The sequence below is a fragment of the Agromyces salentinus genome (assembly GCF_009749395.1).
In the GTDB taxonomy this organism is placed as follows: Bacteria; Actinomycetota; Actinomycetes; order Actinomycetales; family Microbacteriaceae; genus Agromyces; species Agromyces salentinus.
Genome location: NZ_WBIR01000032.1, coordinates 1 through 18,570, shown reverse-complemented (window position 1 = coordinate 18,570; position 18,570 = coordinate 1). Strand labels below are relative to the sequence as shown.

At 73.5% G+C, this 18,570-nt stretch carries 13 protein-coding genes; 4 read left to right on the top strand and 9 right to left on the bottom strand.

What is annotated here, in order from left to right:
• Positions 1–157: 157 nt before the first annotated feature.
• Positions 158–886, bottom strand: a complete 729-nt coding sequence (locus GQQ95_RS19050) for a hypothetical protein (RefSeq protein WP_157429189.1) — start codon at positions 884–886, stop codon at positions 158–160.
• A gap of 486 nt (positions 887–1,372) precedes the next feature.
• On the opposite strand from GQQ95_RS19050, the gene GQQ95_RS19045 reads away from it, so the two are divergent.
• Entirely contained in the window at positions 1,373–2,128 is a 756-nt protein-coding gene (locus GQQ95_RS19045) for an SDR family NAD(P)-dependent oxidoreductase (RefSeq protein ID WP_157429188.1), read from the top strand.
• Between the two features lie 24 nt (positions 2,129–2,152).
• On the opposite strand, the gene GQQ95_RS19040 is transcribed toward GQQ95_RS19045, so the two are convergent.
• Positions 2,153–3,844: a molybdopterin-dependent oxidoreductase gene (locus GQQ95_RS19040; protein ID WP_157429187.1), complete on the bottom strand. Its 1,692-nt coding sequence runs from the start codon at positions 3,842–3,844 to the stop codon at positions 2,153–2,155.
• 85 nt (positions 3,845–3,929) lie between these two features.
• On the opposite strand from GQQ95_RS19040, the gene GQQ95_RS19035 reads away from it, so the two are divergent.
• The gene (locus GQQ95_RS19035) at positions 3,930–6,260 is read left to right on the top strand and encodes an ATP-binding cassette domain-containing protein (RefSeq protein ID WP_425482593.1); all 2,331 of its coding nucleotides are present in this window, start codon (positions 3,930–3,932) and stop codon (positions 6,258–6,260) included.
• A gap of 106 nt (positions 6,261–6,366) precedes the next feature.
• Here the strand turns inward: GQQ95_RS19035 and GQQ95_RS19030 are convergent, their stop codons facing one another.
• The 7 genes from GQQ95_RS19030 to GQQ95_RS18995 form a co-directional block, all read right to left on the bottom strand.
• A complete protein-coding gene (locus tag GQQ95_RS19030; RefSeq protein WP_246205831.1) occupies positions 6,367–7,113 on the bottom strand; it encodes an alpha/beta hydrolase family protein in 747 nt (248 codons plus the stop codon).
• On the bottom strand, positions 7,110–8,234 hold the full coding sequence (locus GQQ95_RS19025; protein ID WP_157429185.1) for a DUF2207 domain-containing protein: 1,125 nt from the start codon (positions 8,232–8,234) through the stop codon (positions 7,110–7,112). Before GQQ95_RS19025 ends, GQQ95_RS19030 begins: the two co-directional genes overlap by 4 nt.
• Positions 8,235–8,243: 9 nt before the next feature.
• The gene (locus tag GQQ95_RS19735; RefSeq protein WP_246205829.1) at positions 8,244–9,938 is read right to left on the bottom strand and encodes an alpha/beta hydrolase; all 1,695 of its coding nucleotides are present in this window, start codon (positions 9,936–9,938) and stop codon (positions 8,244–8,246) included.
• 9 nt (positions 9,939–9,947) lie between these two features.
• A complete protein-coding gene (locus tag GQQ95_RS19010; protein ID WP_246205828.1) occupies positions 9,948–10,814 on the bottom strand; it encodes a tryptophan-rich sensory protein in 867 nt (288 codons plus the stop codon).
• Between the two features lie 151 nt (positions 10,815–10,965).
• A complete protein-coding gene (locus GQQ95_RS19005) occupies positions 10,966–14,010 on the bottom strand; it encodes an aminotransferase (RefSeq protein ID WP_157429184.1) in 3,045 nt (1,014 codons plus the stop codon).
• On the bottom strand, positions 14,010–15,041 hold the full coding sequence (locus tag GQQ95_RS19000) for an FUSC family protein (protein ID WP_157429183.1): 1,032 nt from the start codon (positions 15,039–15,041) through the stop codon (positions 14,010–14,012). Before GQQ95_RS19000 ends, GQQ95_RS19005 begins: the two co-directional genes overlap by 1 nt.
• A gap of 4 nt (positions 15,042–15,045) precedes the next feature.
• Positions 15,046–15,696: an NAD(P)H-binding protein gene (locus GQQ95_RS18995; RefSeq protein WP_157429182.1), complete on the bottom strand. Its 651-nt coding sequence runs from the start codon at positions 15,694–15,696 to the stop codon at positions 15,046–15,048.
• Positions 15,697–15,819: 123 nt separating this feature from the next.
• On the opposite strand from GQQ95_RS18995, the gene GQQ95_RS18990 reads away from it, so the two are divergent.
• Complete coding sequence (locus GQQ95_RS18990; protein ID WP_170297125.1) at positions 15,820–17,514, top strand: DUF885 family protein; 1,695 nt, start codon at positions 15,820–15,822, stop codon at positions 17,512–17,514.
• A 168-nt stretch (positions 17,515–17,682) separates the two neighbouring features.
• A complete protein-coding gene (locus GQQ95_RS18985) occupies positions 17,683–18,471 on the top strand; it encodes a transglutaminase-like domain-containing protein (protein ID WP_157429180.1) in 789 nt (262 codons plus the stop codon).
• Positions 18,472–18,570: the final 99 nt, after the last annotated feature.

The following is an 18,570-nucleotide window of genomic DNA, read 5'->3' as shown; positions in this document are numbered from 1 at the left end:
GACCGGGCCGAGCGGGCGCGCCGCGATGCACCGGGCCGACCGGGCGCGCCCCGCGATGCACCGAGCCGCCCGCGGCTCGCGGCTCGCGTGAGCCGACCGCGCGCGCCGCGCCGAGCCGCCGGCACTCCGCACCTTGCCGGAGTCTGCCGAGCACTGGTCAGAGCGGGGTTGATGCCGCGACGAGCCGCTCGAGCCGCTCGGGGTTGAAGAGCGCGAGCGCCGTCGAGGAGATCACCTCGACCGGAATGCCGAGCACCCGACGCGCGACCTCCTCGAGCATCGGCGCGGCCTCGCCGCCGAGCATGAGGTCGGTCTCCGCGAGGAGCACGATCGGCTGCCAGGAGGTCAGCGGGCCGTCCTCCTGGCCGGCGTGGGCCGTGGCGGATCCGTCGGGGTCGCCGGCGACATCGTGGGCGAGCGCGTCGGGCGCGAGCGGGGAGAGCGCGAGCGGGCCGTGCGCGAGCGGGGAGAACGGGAGCGGGTCGTGCGCGAGCGGGGAGAGCGGGAGCGGGTCGGGCGCGAGCGGGGAGAGCGGGAGCTGGTCGGGTGCGAGCGGGTCGGGCGCAGGCGCGTCGCGGTCGCCGACGACATCGGGCGCGGATGCCGGCGCGAGTGGATCAGGCATCAGGTCGTCGATGACTCGCACGTTGGTCGACCCCTGCGCCTCGAACAGTCGGAGGAGTTCGTCGCGGCGCAGCATCAGCCGTTCCCGCGGCGGCAGGTCGCGGTACCTGGTCCGACCATGGGCCAACGCCGGAAGCCGCGCCCCGGCATACCCGGCCACGGCATCGGCCAGTACGGACTTCTTCGTCGTCTCCATGAGGTGGGCGAGCTCGGCGACCTGCTTCGCGGTCTCGGCGTCGATCCTGATCGACCTGTCGGTCACGGCGGTGCTCCTCGGGGTGTTGTGATTGAGAATCCTGTGGCGATGTGGCGATGTGGCGATGTGGCGATGTGGCGTCGTTTCTCGAAGCAAACCCTGCCCCCGGACCCGACTCAGCGGGCCGCGCGCGCGACGATCAGCATCGACGATGTCGACCTGCCGCGGATGTGGAGGACGAGAGGGAAGCGGGAGGGAGCGCGGCCGGGAGCGCGAAAACGGGCCGGTGGCGTGCTCGGGAGCGAGGAGCGGGAGCACGCCCAGGAGCGACGGGCGGGGGGCGAGCGTCGGCGACGGCCGGGGAGCGTGGCCAGGAGCCGCCGAGGCACGAGCCCGACGGATAGGGCCTCGGCGACGGGCGGATTCGCGCCCGGCCGCAACCCCCTGGCGGAATCCGGGAGGCGGCGTAGCGTCAGCCGAGGGTCGAGCGCGGCCCACGCGAGCGATCGAGCCCGACCCACCACCACCCACCCGCGAGGAGAGGATTCGACCATGGCTGTGTACGACGTATCCGGACGTTCCGCGATCGTGACGGGAGCGGGCAGCGGCATCGGCCGCGCCGTCGCCCTCCGGCTCGCCGAGAGCGGTGCCGCGGTGATCGTGAACGACCTCGACGGCGACCGCGCGGCATCCGTCGTCTCGGAGATCACGGATGCCGGGGGCCGGGCCGAGGCATCCGTCGGCGATGTCACCGATGCGGCGTGGATCGACGCGTCCATCGAGGCGGCCGGTCGCCTGGCGCCCCTGCGCGTCGCCGTCAACAATGCAGGCATCGGGGGCGCTTCAGCGCTGGTCGGCGACTATCCCGACGACAGCTGGGCGAAGGTCATCGACATCAACCTCAACTCGATCTTCCACGGCATGAAGCGGCAGCTGCCGGCGATCGCGGCGAACGGCGGCGGCGCCATCGTGAACGTCGCGTCGATCCTCGGCAGCGTCGGGTTCGCGAACTCGTCCGCCTACGTCACGGCCAAGCACGGCGTCGTCGGGCTCACGAAGAACGCCGCGCTCGAGTACGCGGAGCAGGGCGTGCGCGTGAACTCGGTCGGACCCGGCTTCATCAGGACACCGCTCATCGACGCGAACCTCGACGATGCGGCCCAGCAGTTCCTCGTGGGGATGCATCCGCTCGGTCGCCTCGGCGAACCCGACGAGGTCGCCCACCTCGTGGCGTTCCTCGCGAGCGACGGGGCGAGCTTCATCACCGGCAGCTACCACCTCGTCGACGGCGGCTACACCGCGCGCTGACCGGCGCGGCAGCGGGGCGCGCGGTCAGGAGACGGTGATCGTGCGCTCGTCCAGACCCGTCGCCCCGTCGGGCACGACGCCCTGCTCGTCGGAGGTCTGCACCTCGCCGTCGGCGCTCGTGGCACGCACCCGCAGCGAGTACGTGCCGGGCGCGGCATCCCACTCGAATCGCCACTGCACCCACGTGTCGTCGGAGATCGGCGTGGCGAGCGTCGCGGGCCGCCATGGGCCGTCGTCGACCTTCACGTCGACCGCCGCGACGCCGACGTGCTGCTGCCAGGCCACTCCGGCGACGACGACGGTGCCCGCGTTCACCTGCTGCCCCGACCGGGGCACGTCGATGCGCGACGAGAGCTTGATCGGGCCGCGTTCGCTCCACCCGCGATCGGTCCAGTAGGCGGATGCCGCGTCGAACCGGGTGACCTCGAGCTCGGTGACCCACTTCGTCGCCGACACGTAGCCGTAGAGGCCGGGCACGACCATCCGCACCGGGAAGCCGTGCTCGGCGGGAAGCGGCTCGCCGTTCATGCCCACCGCGAGGACCGCGTTCCGGTCGTCCTGCAGGACCTCGAGCGGCGTGGAGGCCGTGAACCCGTCGATGCTCCGCGAGAGCACCATGTCGGCGTCCGCCGAGGGGACCGCGCGGGCGAGGAGCTCCCGGATCGGGTAACCGAGCCACACCGCGGTGCCGATGAGGTCGCCGCCGACCTCGTTCGAGACGCAGGCCAGCGTCGTGATGGACTCCTCGAGCGGCAGGGCGAGCAGCTCGTCCCACGTGAGCGTCACCTCGCGCTCGACGTCGCCGTGGATGCGCAGGCTCCAGTCGGCCGGTTCGACCGCCGGCACCGCGAGGGCGGTGTCGATGCGATAGAACTCCCCGTTCGGCGTGATGACCGGCGTGAGTCCGTCGATGCCGAGCTCGGCGCCCTGGGGCACGGATGCCGCGGCCGTCGCCTTCGGGAGGGTGATCGCCTCGCGGACCGCCGTGACCGCGCGGGAACCCGCTTGCATCGCGTAGCCGCCGATCGCCGCGAGGGCACCGATCGCGGCCGCTCCGCCCGCCCAGGCGAGGAAGCGTCGCCGGTCGAGGGCCGCGGATGCCGTGGCGTTCGTGGTCGTCGTCGCGACAGGCATCGTCGCGGCCGGCGTCGTCGATGCCGGCGTCGTCGATCCGGAGGGCGTCGTGCCCGCGGCATCCGCTCGGCTCGCGGCGGCGACCTCCGTGCCCGCGGCATCCGCTCGGCTCGCGGCATCCGCTCGGCCCGCGCGATCGGGGAGGCGCTGCACGAGCAGGCGCAGTGTCGCGACGCCGGCGATGGCCGCCAGCGCGGACGGCGCGAACGCGAGCATCGAGGCGTTCGCCCGCGTCACCGCGGCCAGGACGCCGACCGCGCCGATCGCCCAGATGAGCACCTGGCCCCACGGCGGTCGACGGGCCTCGAGCACGCCGGCGACCGCCGCGACGGCGAGGAGCACGATCGCGATGTCCACGAGCAGGGCCGCCTTGTCGGCGGTTCCGAAGAGGGCGATCGCGGCATCCTTCGCCCAGCCGGGGGCGAGGTCGATCATCATCGAGCCGACGACGGCGAAGGGGCTGGAGGCCGACGCGAGCACCGCCGCGGCGAGTTCTCCGATGCCGGCCGCCACGATGACGGATGCCACGCCCGCGAGCGCGGGCAGGAGCCATCCGGCGAGTCGACCTGGCTTCTCGGGCATGGCTGCAGGGTACGCCCACGACCTGTGCGGATGTCGGCGGCGCCTGCCAGAATCGACAGTCGCGGGCACGCCGCACGAGAGGGGCATGATGAGCGCGACGGAGCAGGCCGCATCGGGCCAGGCGGCAGTCCACGGCACGGCACGGCACATCGCCGATGCGCATGACGTCATCGAGGTGCGCGGGGCGCACGAGAACAACCTCACGGGCATCTCGCTCGACATCCCGAAGCGCCGGCTCTCCGTCTTCACGGGCGTCTCCGGCTCCGGCAAGTCGAGCCTCGTGTTCGGCACCATCGCCGCCGAGTCGCAGCGCCTCATCAACGAGACGTACTCGAGCTTCATCCAGTCGTTCATGACGACCCAGCCCCGGCCCGAGGTCGACAGCCTGCGCAACGTCTCGGCGGCGATCATCGTCGACCAGGAGCGCATGGGCGCGAACTCTCGCTCGACCGTGGGCACCGCGACCGACGTGTACGCATTGCTGCGCATCCTCTTCTCGCGGCTCGGGCAGCCGTACGTCGGGCCGAGCTTCCACTTCAGCTTCAACGTGCCGGCCGGCATGTGCCCGAGGTGCGAGGGCACCGGGCAGGTCAACGACGTCGACCTCGACGAGCTCTTCGACCGCGACAAGTCGCTGGCCGAGGGCGCGATCACCATCCCGGGCTACACGGCCGACGGCTGGATGGTGCGCATCTACACCGAGTCGGGGTTGGTCGACCCCGACAAGAAGATCCGCGACTACACCGAGGCGGAGCGCCAGGACTTCCTGTACAAGGAGGCCACGAAGGTCAAGGTGCAGGGCATCAACATGACCTACGAGGGTCTCGTGGTGAAGCTGCAGAAGAGCCTGCTCTCGAAGGACCGCGACGCGATGCAGCCCCACATCCGCGCCTTCGTCGACCGCGCCGTCACGTTCACCGCGTGCCCCGAGTGCGGCGGCGCCCGCCTCAACCAGGAGGCGCTCTCCTCGAGGGTCAAGGGCCTGAACATCGCCGAGGTCTCGTCGATGCAGATCTCCGACCTCGCGGCGTGGGTGGCCGAGATCGACGACCCCGGCGTGGCCCCGCTCATCGCGAACCTGCGGCAGAACCTCGACTCGTTCGTCGAGATCGGGCTCGGGTACCTCAGCCTCGACCGGCCCGCGGGCACGCTCTCGGGCGGTGAGGCGCAGCGCGTGAAGATGATCCGCCACATCGGCTCCTCCCTCACCGACGTCACGTACGTGTTCGACGAGCCCACGGTCGGCCTGCACCCGCACGACATCCAGCGCATGAACCGGCTCCTGCTGCAGCTGCGCGACAAGGGCAACACCGTGCTCGTCGTCGAGCACAAGCCGGAGGTCATCGAGATCGCCGACCACATCGTCGACCTCGGACCGGGCGCGGGCTCGCGCGGCGGGCAGATCTGCTTCGAGGGCGACCTCGCGGGCCTCCGCGCCTCCGGCACGCTCACCGGGCGCCACCTCGACCACCGCGCCACGCTGCGCGAGTCGGTGCGGCAGGCCTCCGGCGCCCTCGAGATCCGGGGGGCCACGCAGCACAACCTCACGGGGGTCGACGTGGACATCCCGCTCGGGGTGCTCACGGTCGTCACCGGCGTCGCCGGATCGGGCAAGTCCTCGCTCATCCATGGCAACGTCCCGAGGCACGACGAGGTCGTCGTCGTCGACCAGTCCCCGATCCGCGGGTCCATCCGCTCGAACCCGGCGACCTACACCGGCCTCCTCGACACCATCCGCAAGGCCTTCGCGAAGGAGAACGGCGTGAAGCCCGCACTCTTCAGCGCGAACTCGGCCGGCGCCTGCCCCAACTGCAAGGGCATCGGCCTCGTCTTCGTCGAGCTCGGCCCGATGTCGACGGTCTCGAGCGTGTGCGAGGAGTGCGGCGGCAAGCGGTTCACCGCCGAGGTGCTCGAGTACCGCCTCAACGGCCTCAACATCGCCGAGGTGCTCGCGCTCTCGGTCGACTCCGCGCTCGAGTACCTGACCGAGAAGAGTGCGCGGGTCATCCTGCAGCGCCTCTCCGATGTCGGCCTCGGCTACCTCGGGCTCGGACAGGCGCTGAACACGCTCTCGGGCGGTGAGCGCCAGCGCCTGAAGCTCGCGATCAGCATGGCGAAGACGGGCACGATCTACGTGCTCGACGAGCCGACCACCGGGCTGCACCTCGCCGACGTCGACCGGCTCCTCGCGCTGCTCGACCGGCTCGTCGACGACGGCAACTCGGTCATCGTCATCGAGCACCACCAGGCCGTCATGGCGCATGCCGACTGGATCATCGACCTCGGCCCCGGCGCAGGCCGCGACGGCGGGCGCGTCGTGTTCGAGGGCACCCCGTCGGATCTCGTCGCCGCGGCGTCGACCGACGCCGCCACGCTGACCGGAACGCATCTCGCGGCCTACGTCGGCGCGGCCTGAGGACGCTCGCCGCGGGCGGGCGGCCGCTGGCCGCGGGCGGCAGACGGCGGGCAGCGGGCGACGGGCGGCGGGAGTCTGCGTGGCGGCCGCTCGGGTCGCGACCCGCTCAGGCCGGATTCGCGTGCATGAACGCGACGACGGATGCCGCGAGCGAGGCGCCGATCTCGTCGGCGGGGCGCTTCCGCCCCTTCACCTCGAAGGAGTGGTTCGCATCGTCGACCCATTCGAGGGCGACGGAGGCGGCAGAGCCCGAGGCGAGGCGCGCGACGAGGTCGTCGAGCTGGTCGTTCGGGTTCGCGAAGGGATCGGTACGGCCCTGCATGAAGAGCATGGGCACCTCCACGGCGGGCAGGTGCTCGTCGCGGACCTTCTCCGGCCGACCCGGCGGGTGCAGCGGGTAGCCGAGGAACGCGAGTCCGGCTGCGGGCATGCCCTCGGCGACGGCCATCGACGCCATGCGTCCGCCGAACGACTTGCCCGACGCCCAGATCGGTTCGGGGCGGCTCGTCCCGCCGGCGGTGGCTGGAGCGCCCGCCGCTGCCGCCAGCCGTGCGGCCTCCGCGAGGGCCGCGCGCCAGGCCGTGATGGCGACGGGCGGCCGATCCGGGAAGGTGCGGCCGGCCTCACGGTACGGGAAGTCGAAACGGAGCGTCGCGACCCCCTGCGCCTGCATGGCGGCGGCGAACCCCTCGAGGAACGGATGCTCCTTGCCGGTGCCGGCACCGTGGGCGATGACGAGCGTGGCCCAGGGCCCTGACGGCCGGCCGTACAGCGCCGAGATCGCGTCGACGCCGCCGACGGGTTCGCCGGCCGGGCCGGTGAGTGGGATGCGGACCTCGGCGTCGTCGCTCATTCGAAGATCCCGAGCACGCCGCTGACGCCATCGGCCAGGTCGACGATGCTTCCCGACGTGTCGACGAGGTCGCCGACGGAGGCGGTGAGGTCGCCGACGTGCTCGACCAGCACCACGAGGTCGGCCATCTGGGCGGTGATCATCGCGAGCTCGGCGGTGCCGTCGGCCAGGTCGGCGAGGGTGTCGGCGTTGGTTCGCTCGAGGGCCTCCACGTCGAGCTTCAACCGCGCGATCCACTCCCGCTCGATGCCGAAGAGCACCGCATACGGCAGCAGTCGCTCGTGCAGGTGGAACCGGGCGACGCCGTCGGACGCCGGCACCGCGGCATCGGTCGGCCTCGCCTGGCCCGATCGGCCCGCGGCATCCGCCGTGTGGGGGATGAGCTCGGCGCCGCCGGGCGATTGGAGGGTGCGGAGGCGATCGGCCTCGGCGAGCTGGAGGTACTGGCGCAGGCCGTCGAGGTGCTCCCGGCGGGGGCGCGCCGGCGGGAGGAACCGGCGCCACGAGGCGGGCGTCACGATGATCGTGGAGATCGTGACCGCGAGGGCCGTGACCGTGGTGATGAGTGCGGGCCAGTCGGACGCGACCAGGGCCACGACGATGAACAGCCCTTCGACGAGCATGCCGAGGTACGCGAGCACGGTGAGCGTCGTGCCCGGCCAGGCGACGCGCTGCTTCGCGATGAGCCCCTCGCGGGCGAGCGCGTACGACCCGTTGCGCACGACCGCCTTCAGGCGTGCCGAGAGCGCCCGGCGGTCGGAGGTGAACCGGCGCACGCGGCCGCCGGTGTGCTCGGGCCCGAAGAGCGCCTCGAGCACCGCGAACTCGTCGGCCGTGAGCGCCGCCCCGGGTTGCAGCTCGACGCCGATCGGATCACGCCTGGCGTCACCCGCGAGGATGCGGATCTTGCGGGTGACGGCGAGGTCGATGAGGACGGCGGTCGGGGCCCGGCGGTCGGCCTCGATCAGGAGCGCGTCGCGCAGCACCGAGGATCCGCGGCCCGGCGTGACCTGCACCACGGGCGAGGTCACGGGTTGCCGCGACGCCACGCGCGCCGCGACGCCGAGCGCGAAGATGATGATCGCCGGGACGGCGGCGAGCAGGATCACGGCGGGAAGCACGCGCTCAGTCTAGGGATCGAGCGGGACGTCCTCCGTCGGCCGGGTCCGTCCGGGCGCGTCGGATACGGGTCTCGCCGCACCGGCTCGGGGTGAGCCGGTGCCGGTGCCCCGGGCGGCCGAATCGAGGGCGATGACGCGTGCGACGGCGTCGATCGCCGCCCGGTGCGCCGCCGGCGAGGCCGTGAGTCGGAAGTGCCCGGCCGCCGGGACGATGATGTTGGTCGCGCCTGGCAGCGCGCTGCCCTCCGGCACGTGCGCGTCGAGGGTGCCGAAGATCGAGACGATGCGGGCGTTCACCTCGGCGAAGCGCTGCAGCTCGACGATCTCGGCATCCGTGGGCAGGAACGCGCGCATGCCGGGGTCGAGGAACCACTTGGCCCGCGCGGAGCCCGCGTACGGGGTCGCGAGGGTGACGGCCCCGCGCACGTCGAGACGGGCACGTGCCCCGGCGCCGAGCGGCCCGGTCCCGCGTTCGAGGTCGGTCAGCAGGTGCTTCGCGATCAGGCCGCCCTTGCTGTGCGCCACGATGACCCGGCCGCTCGGCGGCGCCGGCACCCGGCCGAGCGCGACCTGGAGGCGCCTGGACGTGTCGGACACGGCTCGCCGGTTCATGCCCAGCCCGTGGATGATGACGATGCGGTGGCCGGCCGCGTTCAGCGCGTCGGCCAGCGGCGCGAGGAAGCTCCAGTGCTCGTGCAGGCCCGGAGCGAGGACCACGTCGGGCAGCCGGGGGTCGCCGTGGCGCCACCTGGCCGGCGGGCGCTTCGCGGAGAGCTGGTCGAGGCGTCGTCGGATGCCGTACCCGTAGTCGCGCAGGATCCAGCCCACGCGGGTCGTGGTGCTGCCCCCGAGCGCGCGCGACAGGGCGGCGCGGCGCTCGTGCACGGCGAGCGTGCGACCGGGCCTGCGGCCGAGTGCATGGGCGAGGATGAGCTCGTGCAGGGCCCCGTCGCGGTGCACCGTCGCCTCATGGCCGCGTCCCGGGATCTCGGCGTACCTCGCGCCGGGCACGAGCGCGGCGACCGACTGGCCCCACGAGCGCGGCACGACCCGATCCTCCTCGCCGCGGATGACGAGCGTGTCGGCGCGGACCTGCGGCAGCACGGCCTCCATGCGGTGCCGGAGCATCGGGCGAAGGTTCGCGGCGGTCCAGCGCAGGCCGCTCTCGAGGTACGCGCGGGCGCCGACCTCGAAGGCGATCGGGTCGATCACGGCGACGTCCTCGACGAAGCGGCCGACCTGCTTCATCGCGGTGCGCTCGCGGGGGTTCACCGAGGGTCCGACGAGCACGATGCGGTCGACGAGTTCCGGATGTCGCGCCGCCGCCTCGGCGACGACCTGCGCGCCGCTCGAGTGGCCGACCAGCACGGGATGGCGCACGCCCTCGTCGCGGAGGAGTTCGGCGAGCAGGCCGGCCAGAAGCTCGCCGGTCTCGGGGATCGACGGCGGGGTCCGCGGCTTCGGCGAGTCGCCGAAGCCGGGAAGGTCGAGGGCGAGCACGCGGCCGGTCTCCGCGAGCCGTTCGGCCAGGTCGCCCCAGTACGCGTGCCCCATGCCCAGGCCGTGCACGAGCACGAAGACGGGAGCCCCGGCCACCGCGCCCGCGACATCCGCGGCCGCGATATCCGCAGGGCTCGCGCCGACGCGGGCGCGTTCGTGGATCAGGATGACGCGATCACCGCGGCGGAAGGTGCGTGCGGGCATTCACGCAGCCTAACCCCGGCCGCGCGGCTCCGGGCGCTCGGGGCGGCGGATCGCGACGACGCGCATGGCGACCGTCACGAGCACCACCGCGAACACGGCGATGATCGCGGCCACGCCCGTGACCGTCGAGGACGGCTCGTCGGTGAGGCGGGCGACCGCGATCCAGGCGAGGCCCCAGCCGAGCGAGAGCGTGGGGGCGATGCGGCCCCGGTCCCAGACCGCGAGCGCGATGCCCACGAGCCCGGCGACGGCGACCATCGTCACGGCCCACGTCTCGGCCGGCAGTCCCCAGCCGCCGAAGCCCGCTGCGACGAGCACGGCGGCGACGTTCGCGACCGTCGCGACGCACACCCAGCCGAGGTACAGGCCGATCGTGCCGTCGGTCACGACCGCGTCGACGACATTGCGCGGCGGCAGGATCAGGCTGCGGCGGAACGCGATGACGAGGACCACGAGCAGCACCACGATCACGGGCACGCTGAGCCACAGCTGGTCGAACTGCACGCTGAGGATCCACGCGGCGTTCAGGAGCATCGAGGCGGCCACCCACCAGCCGATGCGACGGTGGCGCTCGGCGCTGCGCTGGGCCGGCAGGAACTGCCAGACCGCGTAGACCAGCAGCCCGAGGTAGATGAGCGACCAGATGCTGAAGGCGCCGCCGCCGGGGGCGACGAGGGTCGCGTCGGCCGAGAGCGCCCCGTTCGAGGCGTTCTGCACCCGCTGGCCGCCGGCGGCGCCGGAGCCGATGAACGCGCCGATCACCGCGAGCACCGCGCTCACGGCCACCGCGACCTGCCGGAGGAGGTCGTAGCCGGATGGCGCGGTCGTGCCTCCGGTCGTCACGTGATCGCGCTGCGTGCGGTCGATCCTGGTCATGGTCGCTCCTGCCGTCGTCGTTCGGATCCCGGTCGGATGTGGCCAGCCTAGGCAGGTCGGATGCCGCTCGCATCGAACGATCGGTTGACGCGGTGGGGGTTGACACGGGGCCCGGGACCGGCCCTCGCGCGGGCGCCCGGGAGGAGTGCCGTCACCATCCCTCGGTGAGCACCCGATCCAGCATCGCCACGAAGAAGTCGGCCGACTCGTCGTCGAGGCAGAGCGGCGGTTTCGTCTTCAGCACGTTCAGGTGGTCGCCCGTCGGCTGCATGATCACGCCGAGCTCGAGGAGCCGGTCGCAGATCGCCGCGGTCTCGGCCGTCGCGGGCTCGAGGTTGCCGCGATCGCGGACGAACTCGACGCCGAGGTAGAGGCCGAGGCCGTGCACGGCCCCGATGAGCGGATGCCGCGTCGCGAGCTCCTCGAGCCGGGACTTCAGCCGGGTGCCGACGCGGAGCGCGTTCTCCTGGAGCCGTTCGTCGCGGAAGGCGTCGAGGACGGCCAGCCCGGCGGCGCTCGACGCCGGGCTGCCGCCGGTCGAGGAGAAGAAGTAGCCCTGGCTCCGGAACGCCGCCGCGATCTCCCGGGTCGTGATGACCGCCCCGAGCGGATACCCGTTGCCCGCGGCCTTGGCGACGGCGATGATGTCGGGCACCACGTGCTGCTGCTCGAACCCCCAGAACCAGTGGCCGAGACGTCCGAACCCGGCCTGCACCTCGTCCGCGATCGCGAGGCCGCCGGTCGCCCGCACGGCCGTGTAGACGCCCGCGAGGTAGCCGTCGGGCAGCGGGATGCCGCCGGCGTTGCCGAAGAACGTCTCCGCGATGAACGCCGCCGGCGGGCGGCCCTGGGCGGCGAGCGCCATGATGCGGGCCGCGGCCTCCGGCGCGTAGCGCGCGGCATCCGCCCCCCGGTGCACGCCGCGGAACGGGTTCGGGGCGTCGACGCCGTGCACCCAGTCGGGCCGGGTCGTGAGCGCGTCGGGGTTGTCGGCGATCGAGGTGCTCACGGCATCCGAGGCGTAGGTCCAGCCGTGGTACGCCTCGAGGATCGCGACGACGTCGCGTCGCCCGGTCGCCGCGAGCGCGATGCGGATGGCGAGGTCGGTCGCCTCGGAGCCCGAGTTCACGAGGAACACGGTGTCGAGCCCGTCGGGGGCGAGGGCGGCGAGGCGCTCGGCGTACTCGACGACCGCGCCGTAGTGGAAGCGGGAGTTCGTATTGAGGCGCCGCAGCTGCGCGTTCACGGCGCTGGCGACCCCGACGTGCCCGTGCCCGAGCGGGGTGACGTTGTTCACCATGTCGACGTAGGCGCGGCCGTCGACGTCGAGCAGGTGCTCGCGCCAGCCCCGCTCGATGCGCGGCGGGGCGGCGTAGTAGTGCTCCTGCACCTCGGCGAGGCTCGCCTCGCGGCGTTCGAGCAGCTCGGCCGCATCGGAGGCGTCGCGGGCGGATGCCGCGTCCGGCCCGGCCGCGGCCAGCCCGAGCAGCGGCGCCGGGTCGGCCGTGAGGGCGAGCCACCCGGTCGCCGTCTCGGGCTGCACGGCATGGGGCACGGGAGGCGCGTCCGCGTGCTGCAGGCGCACCCGCAGGCGGGCCCCCGGCGCGAGCGTGCCGAGCGGCGTGCCGGCGGCGAGCTTCGTCCCGGAGGACGGGGCGTTCGCGATCGCGCGGTGCGGCGCGTCGGCGCGGGTCGCATCGAGGTCGAGGCGCAGCCCGCCGTCGAGTGCCACGGCGACGAGGCCGGTGCCCGAGGTCGTCACGACGCCCCGGCCCGGGCTCACGAGCGCGGTGGCGGTGCGGAACCAGACGTCGAGCCCGGTCGGGACGGTCGCCGGGGCGACCTGCTCGCGAGCCCGGCTGAGCGTCAGCCGGGGGATTCCCGCTGGGAGCACGGCCGCGTCGGCGCCGCTCGCGAGCGCCGCCTGCGCGAGCCGGGACTCGAGCAGTTCGCCCTCGAGCCACGCACCGGCGTCGACGGCCGGCGACATGATCGAGAGGTCGAGCATCGCGACCCTCCCGGGCTCGAGGCCGTGCACGAGGCGGTCGAGCTGCACGAGGTCGGCCGGGCGCGGAGACGCGCCGGGGAGCGCGGCGGCGTCGACGCCGAGGGCGTCCGCGATCACGGTGGTCATGACGTCGATCGGCACCGACGTGGCCTGCTCGAAGATGCGCCACTCCCGCTCGATGCCCTCGGCGGCGTAGGCGTTCTCGCCCGCGTCGAGCTGCACCTGGTGCTCGCCGCTGACGACGAGCACGGCGCCCCGCACGACGACGAGGGGCCAGACGGCGGCGATCTCGGCGGGGGCGAGCGGTCGAAGCGCGTGGAAGGCCCGGACCGCGGGCAGCACCGACACCGGCCGTGCGCCCGCGTGGTGCAGCACCGACGAGATCGTGATCGCCAGCTCGGAGACCGCCCAGGACCGGGTGACGTCGCCGAAGTCGATGAGCCCGTCGGGCAGGCCACCGGGCGAGCGCACCACGTTGTCATCGGTGAGGTCCAGGTGCACGGCCTGCTGCGGCAGCTCGTCGGCGAGGGCGGCGAGCCGCGCCCATGCGGCGGTCGCGGCATCCGTCACCCTGCGGCGGCGGCCGGCATCGGGATGATGCGGCGCGAGCAGGTCGACCACGCGATCGGCGAAGCGCGGATCCCACTGCAGCACCCGATCGAGCCCGTCGTGCTCGAAGTCGGCGAGGGCGAGGCCCACCTGCGCGGCGAGCTCGCCGAGGCGGGCGACGGTGCCCGGCGCGAGGTACGCGCCGCCGTTCAGCGTTCCGCCGTCGAGGAATGAGATGACGCGGATGCTGCGCAGCCCGTCGCTCGTGTCGGCGATGACCGAGCGGGGCCGGCCCGCGGCATCCGTCGTGGTGGTCGCGACGCGGAGGTCGGGCGCGTGCTCGGCGATGCGCAGGGCCGCGGCGTCCTGGGCGGCGAGTTCGGTCGCGGTGAAGGCCGGGTTCGTCACCTTGACGACGCCGACCGGCGCCCCGGCCTGCTCGCCCTCGACGCCGAGCGCGAGGAAGTTCTGGTCCTGCTGGCTGCCGAGCGGGCGGAGCTCGACCGCGAGCCTCCACTCGTCGGCGAGGATGGCCGCGACCTCGGCGGCCGGCAGGTTCGGCGCCGGCAGCTCGCCCGCGGTGAAGAAGTCGAATCCGCGGACCCGGTCGAGGCCGGGCTCGTCACGCACGTCGGTCATCAGGACTCCGCTCCCAGCTCTTCACGGATGCGACGCAGGTCCTCCAGCAGCGAGCCGATGAGGATCCAGTGCGACGAGGTCGGCGGGCGCACGACGAGGGCCGAGGTGAGCGCGGGCACCATCGACGTCATCGGCTCCGGTTCGGGCTCCGCCACGCGCGCCGCGAGGCGGATGTCGTGGGCGACGCGATGCAGCTGCTCGGCGATCGCGCGCACGGTCGGCTCGTCGTGCAGCGACGCGTCGTAGTGGTCGGCGAAGGCCCTCGTCATGCCGATGAGCTGCGTCACGATCGGCCCGAGCTGCTCGAGCAGCGCGCGCAACTGCGCCAGCTCCTCGCGATGCGCCGAGCGGCGAGGGTTCAGCGTGAGCGACTCGGTGCCGGCCTCGATCGCGGCGTCGGCGGCCTCGCGCATGGGCCGCAGCAGCCGTGCCTCGATCATGAGCGCCTCGATGTCGGCGCGCGTCTGCGTCGTCTCGAGGGCGCCGGCCAGGCGATCGGCGGATGCCGCGAGCTCGCCGCCGAGCAGCGCGACCTCGCTCCGCGCCGGGGCGATCGCCACCGGCGGCACGATCGCCGCGTTCACGATGATGCCGATCGCGGCGCCGATGAGCGTCTCGAGCACCCGGTCGAGGGCGTAGTTCGGGGTCGCCGCGCCGAGCGCGAGCGTGAGCATCGCCGAGATCGCGACCTGATTGCCGGTCGCCGGCGTCATCTTCAGGGCCCACGCGATGAACATCGCCACGAGCACGGCGACGAGCACGATCCACGACGTCGAGCCGAACGCCAGCGACAGCGCCGACGCGACGATGACACCGAGCATGACGCCGATCGAGCGCTCGATGCCCTTGCCGAGCGACTGGTTCACGCTCGGCTGCACGACGAGCAGCGCCGCGATGGCGGCGAACACGGGGAGCTGGCCGGGGATCAGGGCGCCGGCGATGAGCCAGGCCGCGATCGTGGCGACCGACGTCTTGGCGACCTGCAGCACGGGCAGGCGCTTGGACGCCCGCAACGTGTCGAGGACGGCCATCGGCTCAGTCGAGCGACGCGAGGGCCGCGGCGATGGGATGCTCGCCGGCGGTGAGGTCGAACTGCGTTCGCGATGCGGTGCCAGACGTCAGCGCCTCGGCGACCGTCGCCGCGACGTCCGCCCGGCTGATCGACCCCGTGGGCAGGGTCGGGCCGGCGGCGACGAGGCCGGAGGCCGGCTCGTCGGTCAGCGAACCCGGCCGCACGATGGTCCAGTCGAGCCCGGTGGCCCGCACCGCGGCATCCGCCTCGCTCTTGGCCCGGAGGTAGACGCTGAAGACCTCGTCGGACACCTCGTCGTACGACTCGGCGCGCATGGCCGAGACGACCACGAAGCGCGAGGCGCCCGCCCGTTCGGCGGCCTCGGCGAGCAGGATCGCGCCGTCGCGGTCGACGGTGAGCTTGCGCTCGGCGCCGCTGCCGGGGCCCGCTCCGGCCGCGAAGACGGCCGCGTCGGCGCCCTCGAGCACGGCGACGACCTCGTCGACGGATGCCGCCTCGAGGTCGAGCACGACCGGCTCGGCGCCGGCCGCGGCGACGTCGGCCGCGTGGTCGGGGTTGCGGATGAGCGCGACGGGCTCGTGCCCGGCGTCGGCCAGCAGCCGTTCGAGGATGAGGGCGATCTTGCCGTGACCTCCGGCGATGACGACGCGCATGGCCCAAGTCAACGCCGATGCCCCCGGCGGCGCAACCGGCCACGCGGGCGGCCACCGGATGCCGCTCGCGGGATGCCGCTTTCGGCCCGGACCGTGTCGGTCGTCGGGTCTAGCGTGGAGACCATGACGTCGCTCGAAACCGACCTCGAACGCCTCGGCACGCAGTTCTGGGAGTGGCGCGACGCCACCTCGTTCCGCACGTCCGACGACATCCCGCGCGTCGAGCGGCCGGCGGGGTGGCTGCCTCGGTTCGATCGGGCCGCCGTCGACGAGTTCGGGATCGCGCTCGCGGGGTTCGCCGAGCGCTGGGCGGCGATCGGCGGCCCCGGCCTCGAGGAGCTGCCCGTCGCGACGCAGGTCGACCACCGGCTGCTCGGCGCGGCGATGGCCCGCGTGCACTGGGAGCTCGAGGTGCTCCGCAACTGGGAACGTGACGCCGTCTTCCTCACCTCGCAGGTGCTCGGCCCGTGGTTCGACCTGCTCCTCGCGCCGCCGCCGTTCGAGGCTCGGCGCCAGTCCGACCTCGTGCGGGTGCTGGAGGGCATTCCCGCGGCGGTCGAGCAGGCGATCGCGAACCTCGACCGCTCCGGCGTCGCGACCCTGGCGCGCGTGGCGGTTGCCGACCTCCGCGACATCGGCGCTCGCCTCGCGTCGTCGGTCGAGGCGCTCGTCCCGCTCCTCCATCGGGTGACCGCCCGTTCCCTCGCGGAGGCGCAGCCCGCGGCGAGCGAGGCCCTCGAGCGGTACCGGGGATGGCTCGCGGCATCCGCCGACCGTCTCGGGCCCGACGTCATCGTGGGGCGCGCGGCCTTCACGTGGTACCTGCGGCATGTCGCGCTCGTCGTGCACGACCCCGAGGAGCTCGTGCGCGCCGCCATGCAGGACTCCCGTCGCAGCGTCGTCGCCGAGGCCGCGACCCGCGCCCGCCACCGCGACCTGCCCGAGGCGCCGCTCGCGACCTCGGCCGCCTCGGAATCGGCCGACCAGGCCGCGGCCGAGACCGCCGTGCGGGCCTTCACCGAGGCTTCCGGCCTGATGAGCCAGCCCGACTGGCTTCGGCGATACCTGTTCGCGCCGATCCCGGCGTACCTCGAGCCGGTCGCCTTCCTCGGCGTGAACGACGACCTCACCAGCATCCGCCGCGTCGGCGAGACCGCGACCTCGTACGTGCCGGAGCCCCGCCCCGACCTGCCGTACTTCGACGCCGCGAACGCCCGCGACCCGCGCCTGGGCATCATCCACGAGGGGGCGCACGCCCAGCAGCTCGCCCTGTCGTGGGCGCAGCCGAACCCGCTGCGACGGCACTTCGTGGACTCGGTGGCCAACGAGGGCATCGCGCACTACAACGAGGAGCTCATGCTGACCGCCGGGCTGTTCGCCGGCGCCCCGCACTCGCAGGCGATCGTGCACAACTTCATGCGACTCCGGGCGCTGCGGGTCGTGGTCGACGTGAACCTCGCCACGGGCGCCTTCACGCTGTCCGAGGCGGTCGACTTCTTCGTGCGCATGGTGCCGATGGACGTCGAGACCGCCACCGAGGAGACGGCCTACTACGTCGCGACCCCCGGGCTCGCCATGGCGTACCTCGTCGGCAAGCACGAGGTCATGCGGCTCGTCGCCGACGCCGCGGTCGAGGCCAGGCTCGACGGCGCCGAGTTCTCGCTGCGCGACGTGCACGACGCGGTCTGGCGCAACGGCAACGTGCCGATGTCGCTGCTCCGCTGGGAGCTCCTCGGCGACCGGGGCGACGTCGACGTGCTCGACGGGGCCGGGCCGTGGTGGCCGTCGCCGCCGACGGGGGTCTCCGGCACGCACTGACGGCGGTGGCGTTGCCGGAGCCCGTGCGGCGTCGGTGGCGATCTCGACGTCGTCGTCCGATCCGGTTCGTCCCCTTCCTCTCGGGACCGACGGCCGTCAGAATGGTCGAGTGCCACCCGGCACGTCTTGACGCGATTCATGCGACGACGATGAACGAGGGGCACCACCATGCAGCGAACCGTCTCCGCCGAGATCCGCCTGACCGTCGCCGAGCCCGCACGACTCGTGTTCATGGTCGCGGTCGCCGGACGGCCCGCCTTCGAGCGCCTCGAGGTCGTCGCGGACGGCGCAGCGATCAGGCCCACCGAGCTCACGGATGCCGCGGGCAGCCGCCTGCACCTCGTCGACGCGGGCGCGGGCCCGGTGACCCTGACGTACTCGGCCCGCGTCGAGGGTGCGCTCGCCGTGGCATCCGTGCGTGACCTCGACCTCGTGGTGTACCTGCGCCCGAGCCGCTACTGCGAGTCCGACACGCTGGGGCCGACCGCGCTCGCCGAGTTCGGCGGGCTCGAGGGGCACGCCCTGCTCGACGCGGTCTCGTCGTGGGTCGGCACGCGCCTGTCGTACGTGCCCGGCTCGAGCGGACCGACCGATGGCGCCGTGCAGACCCTGCTCGCCCGGCAGGGCGTGTGCCGCGACTACGCGCACCTCGTCATCGCGTTGCTGCGGGCCCTCGACGTGCCGGCCCGGCTCGCGGCGGTGTACGCGCCGGGCCTGGACCCGATGGACTTCCACGCCGTGGCCGAGGCGTTCGTCGAGGGGGCGTGGCATGTCGTGGATGCGACGGCGCTCGCGCCGCGATCGACGCTGCTGCGCATCTCGACCGGGCGGGATGCGGCCGACACGGCCTTCCTCAGCTCGTACGGCGGCGGCGTGGCGCTGGATGCGCTGACGGTGCTCGCGACCGCGGACGTGCTGCCCGGCGACGACGTCGGCGAACTGGTGCAGCTCGCCTGAGCAGTGCCTACCCCCTCGCCCGCTCGCCCGCTCGCGCGGCGCACGCTCGCCCGCTCGCGCGTGCCCGCCGCTCGCGCGCCCGCCCGCCCGCTCGCGCGC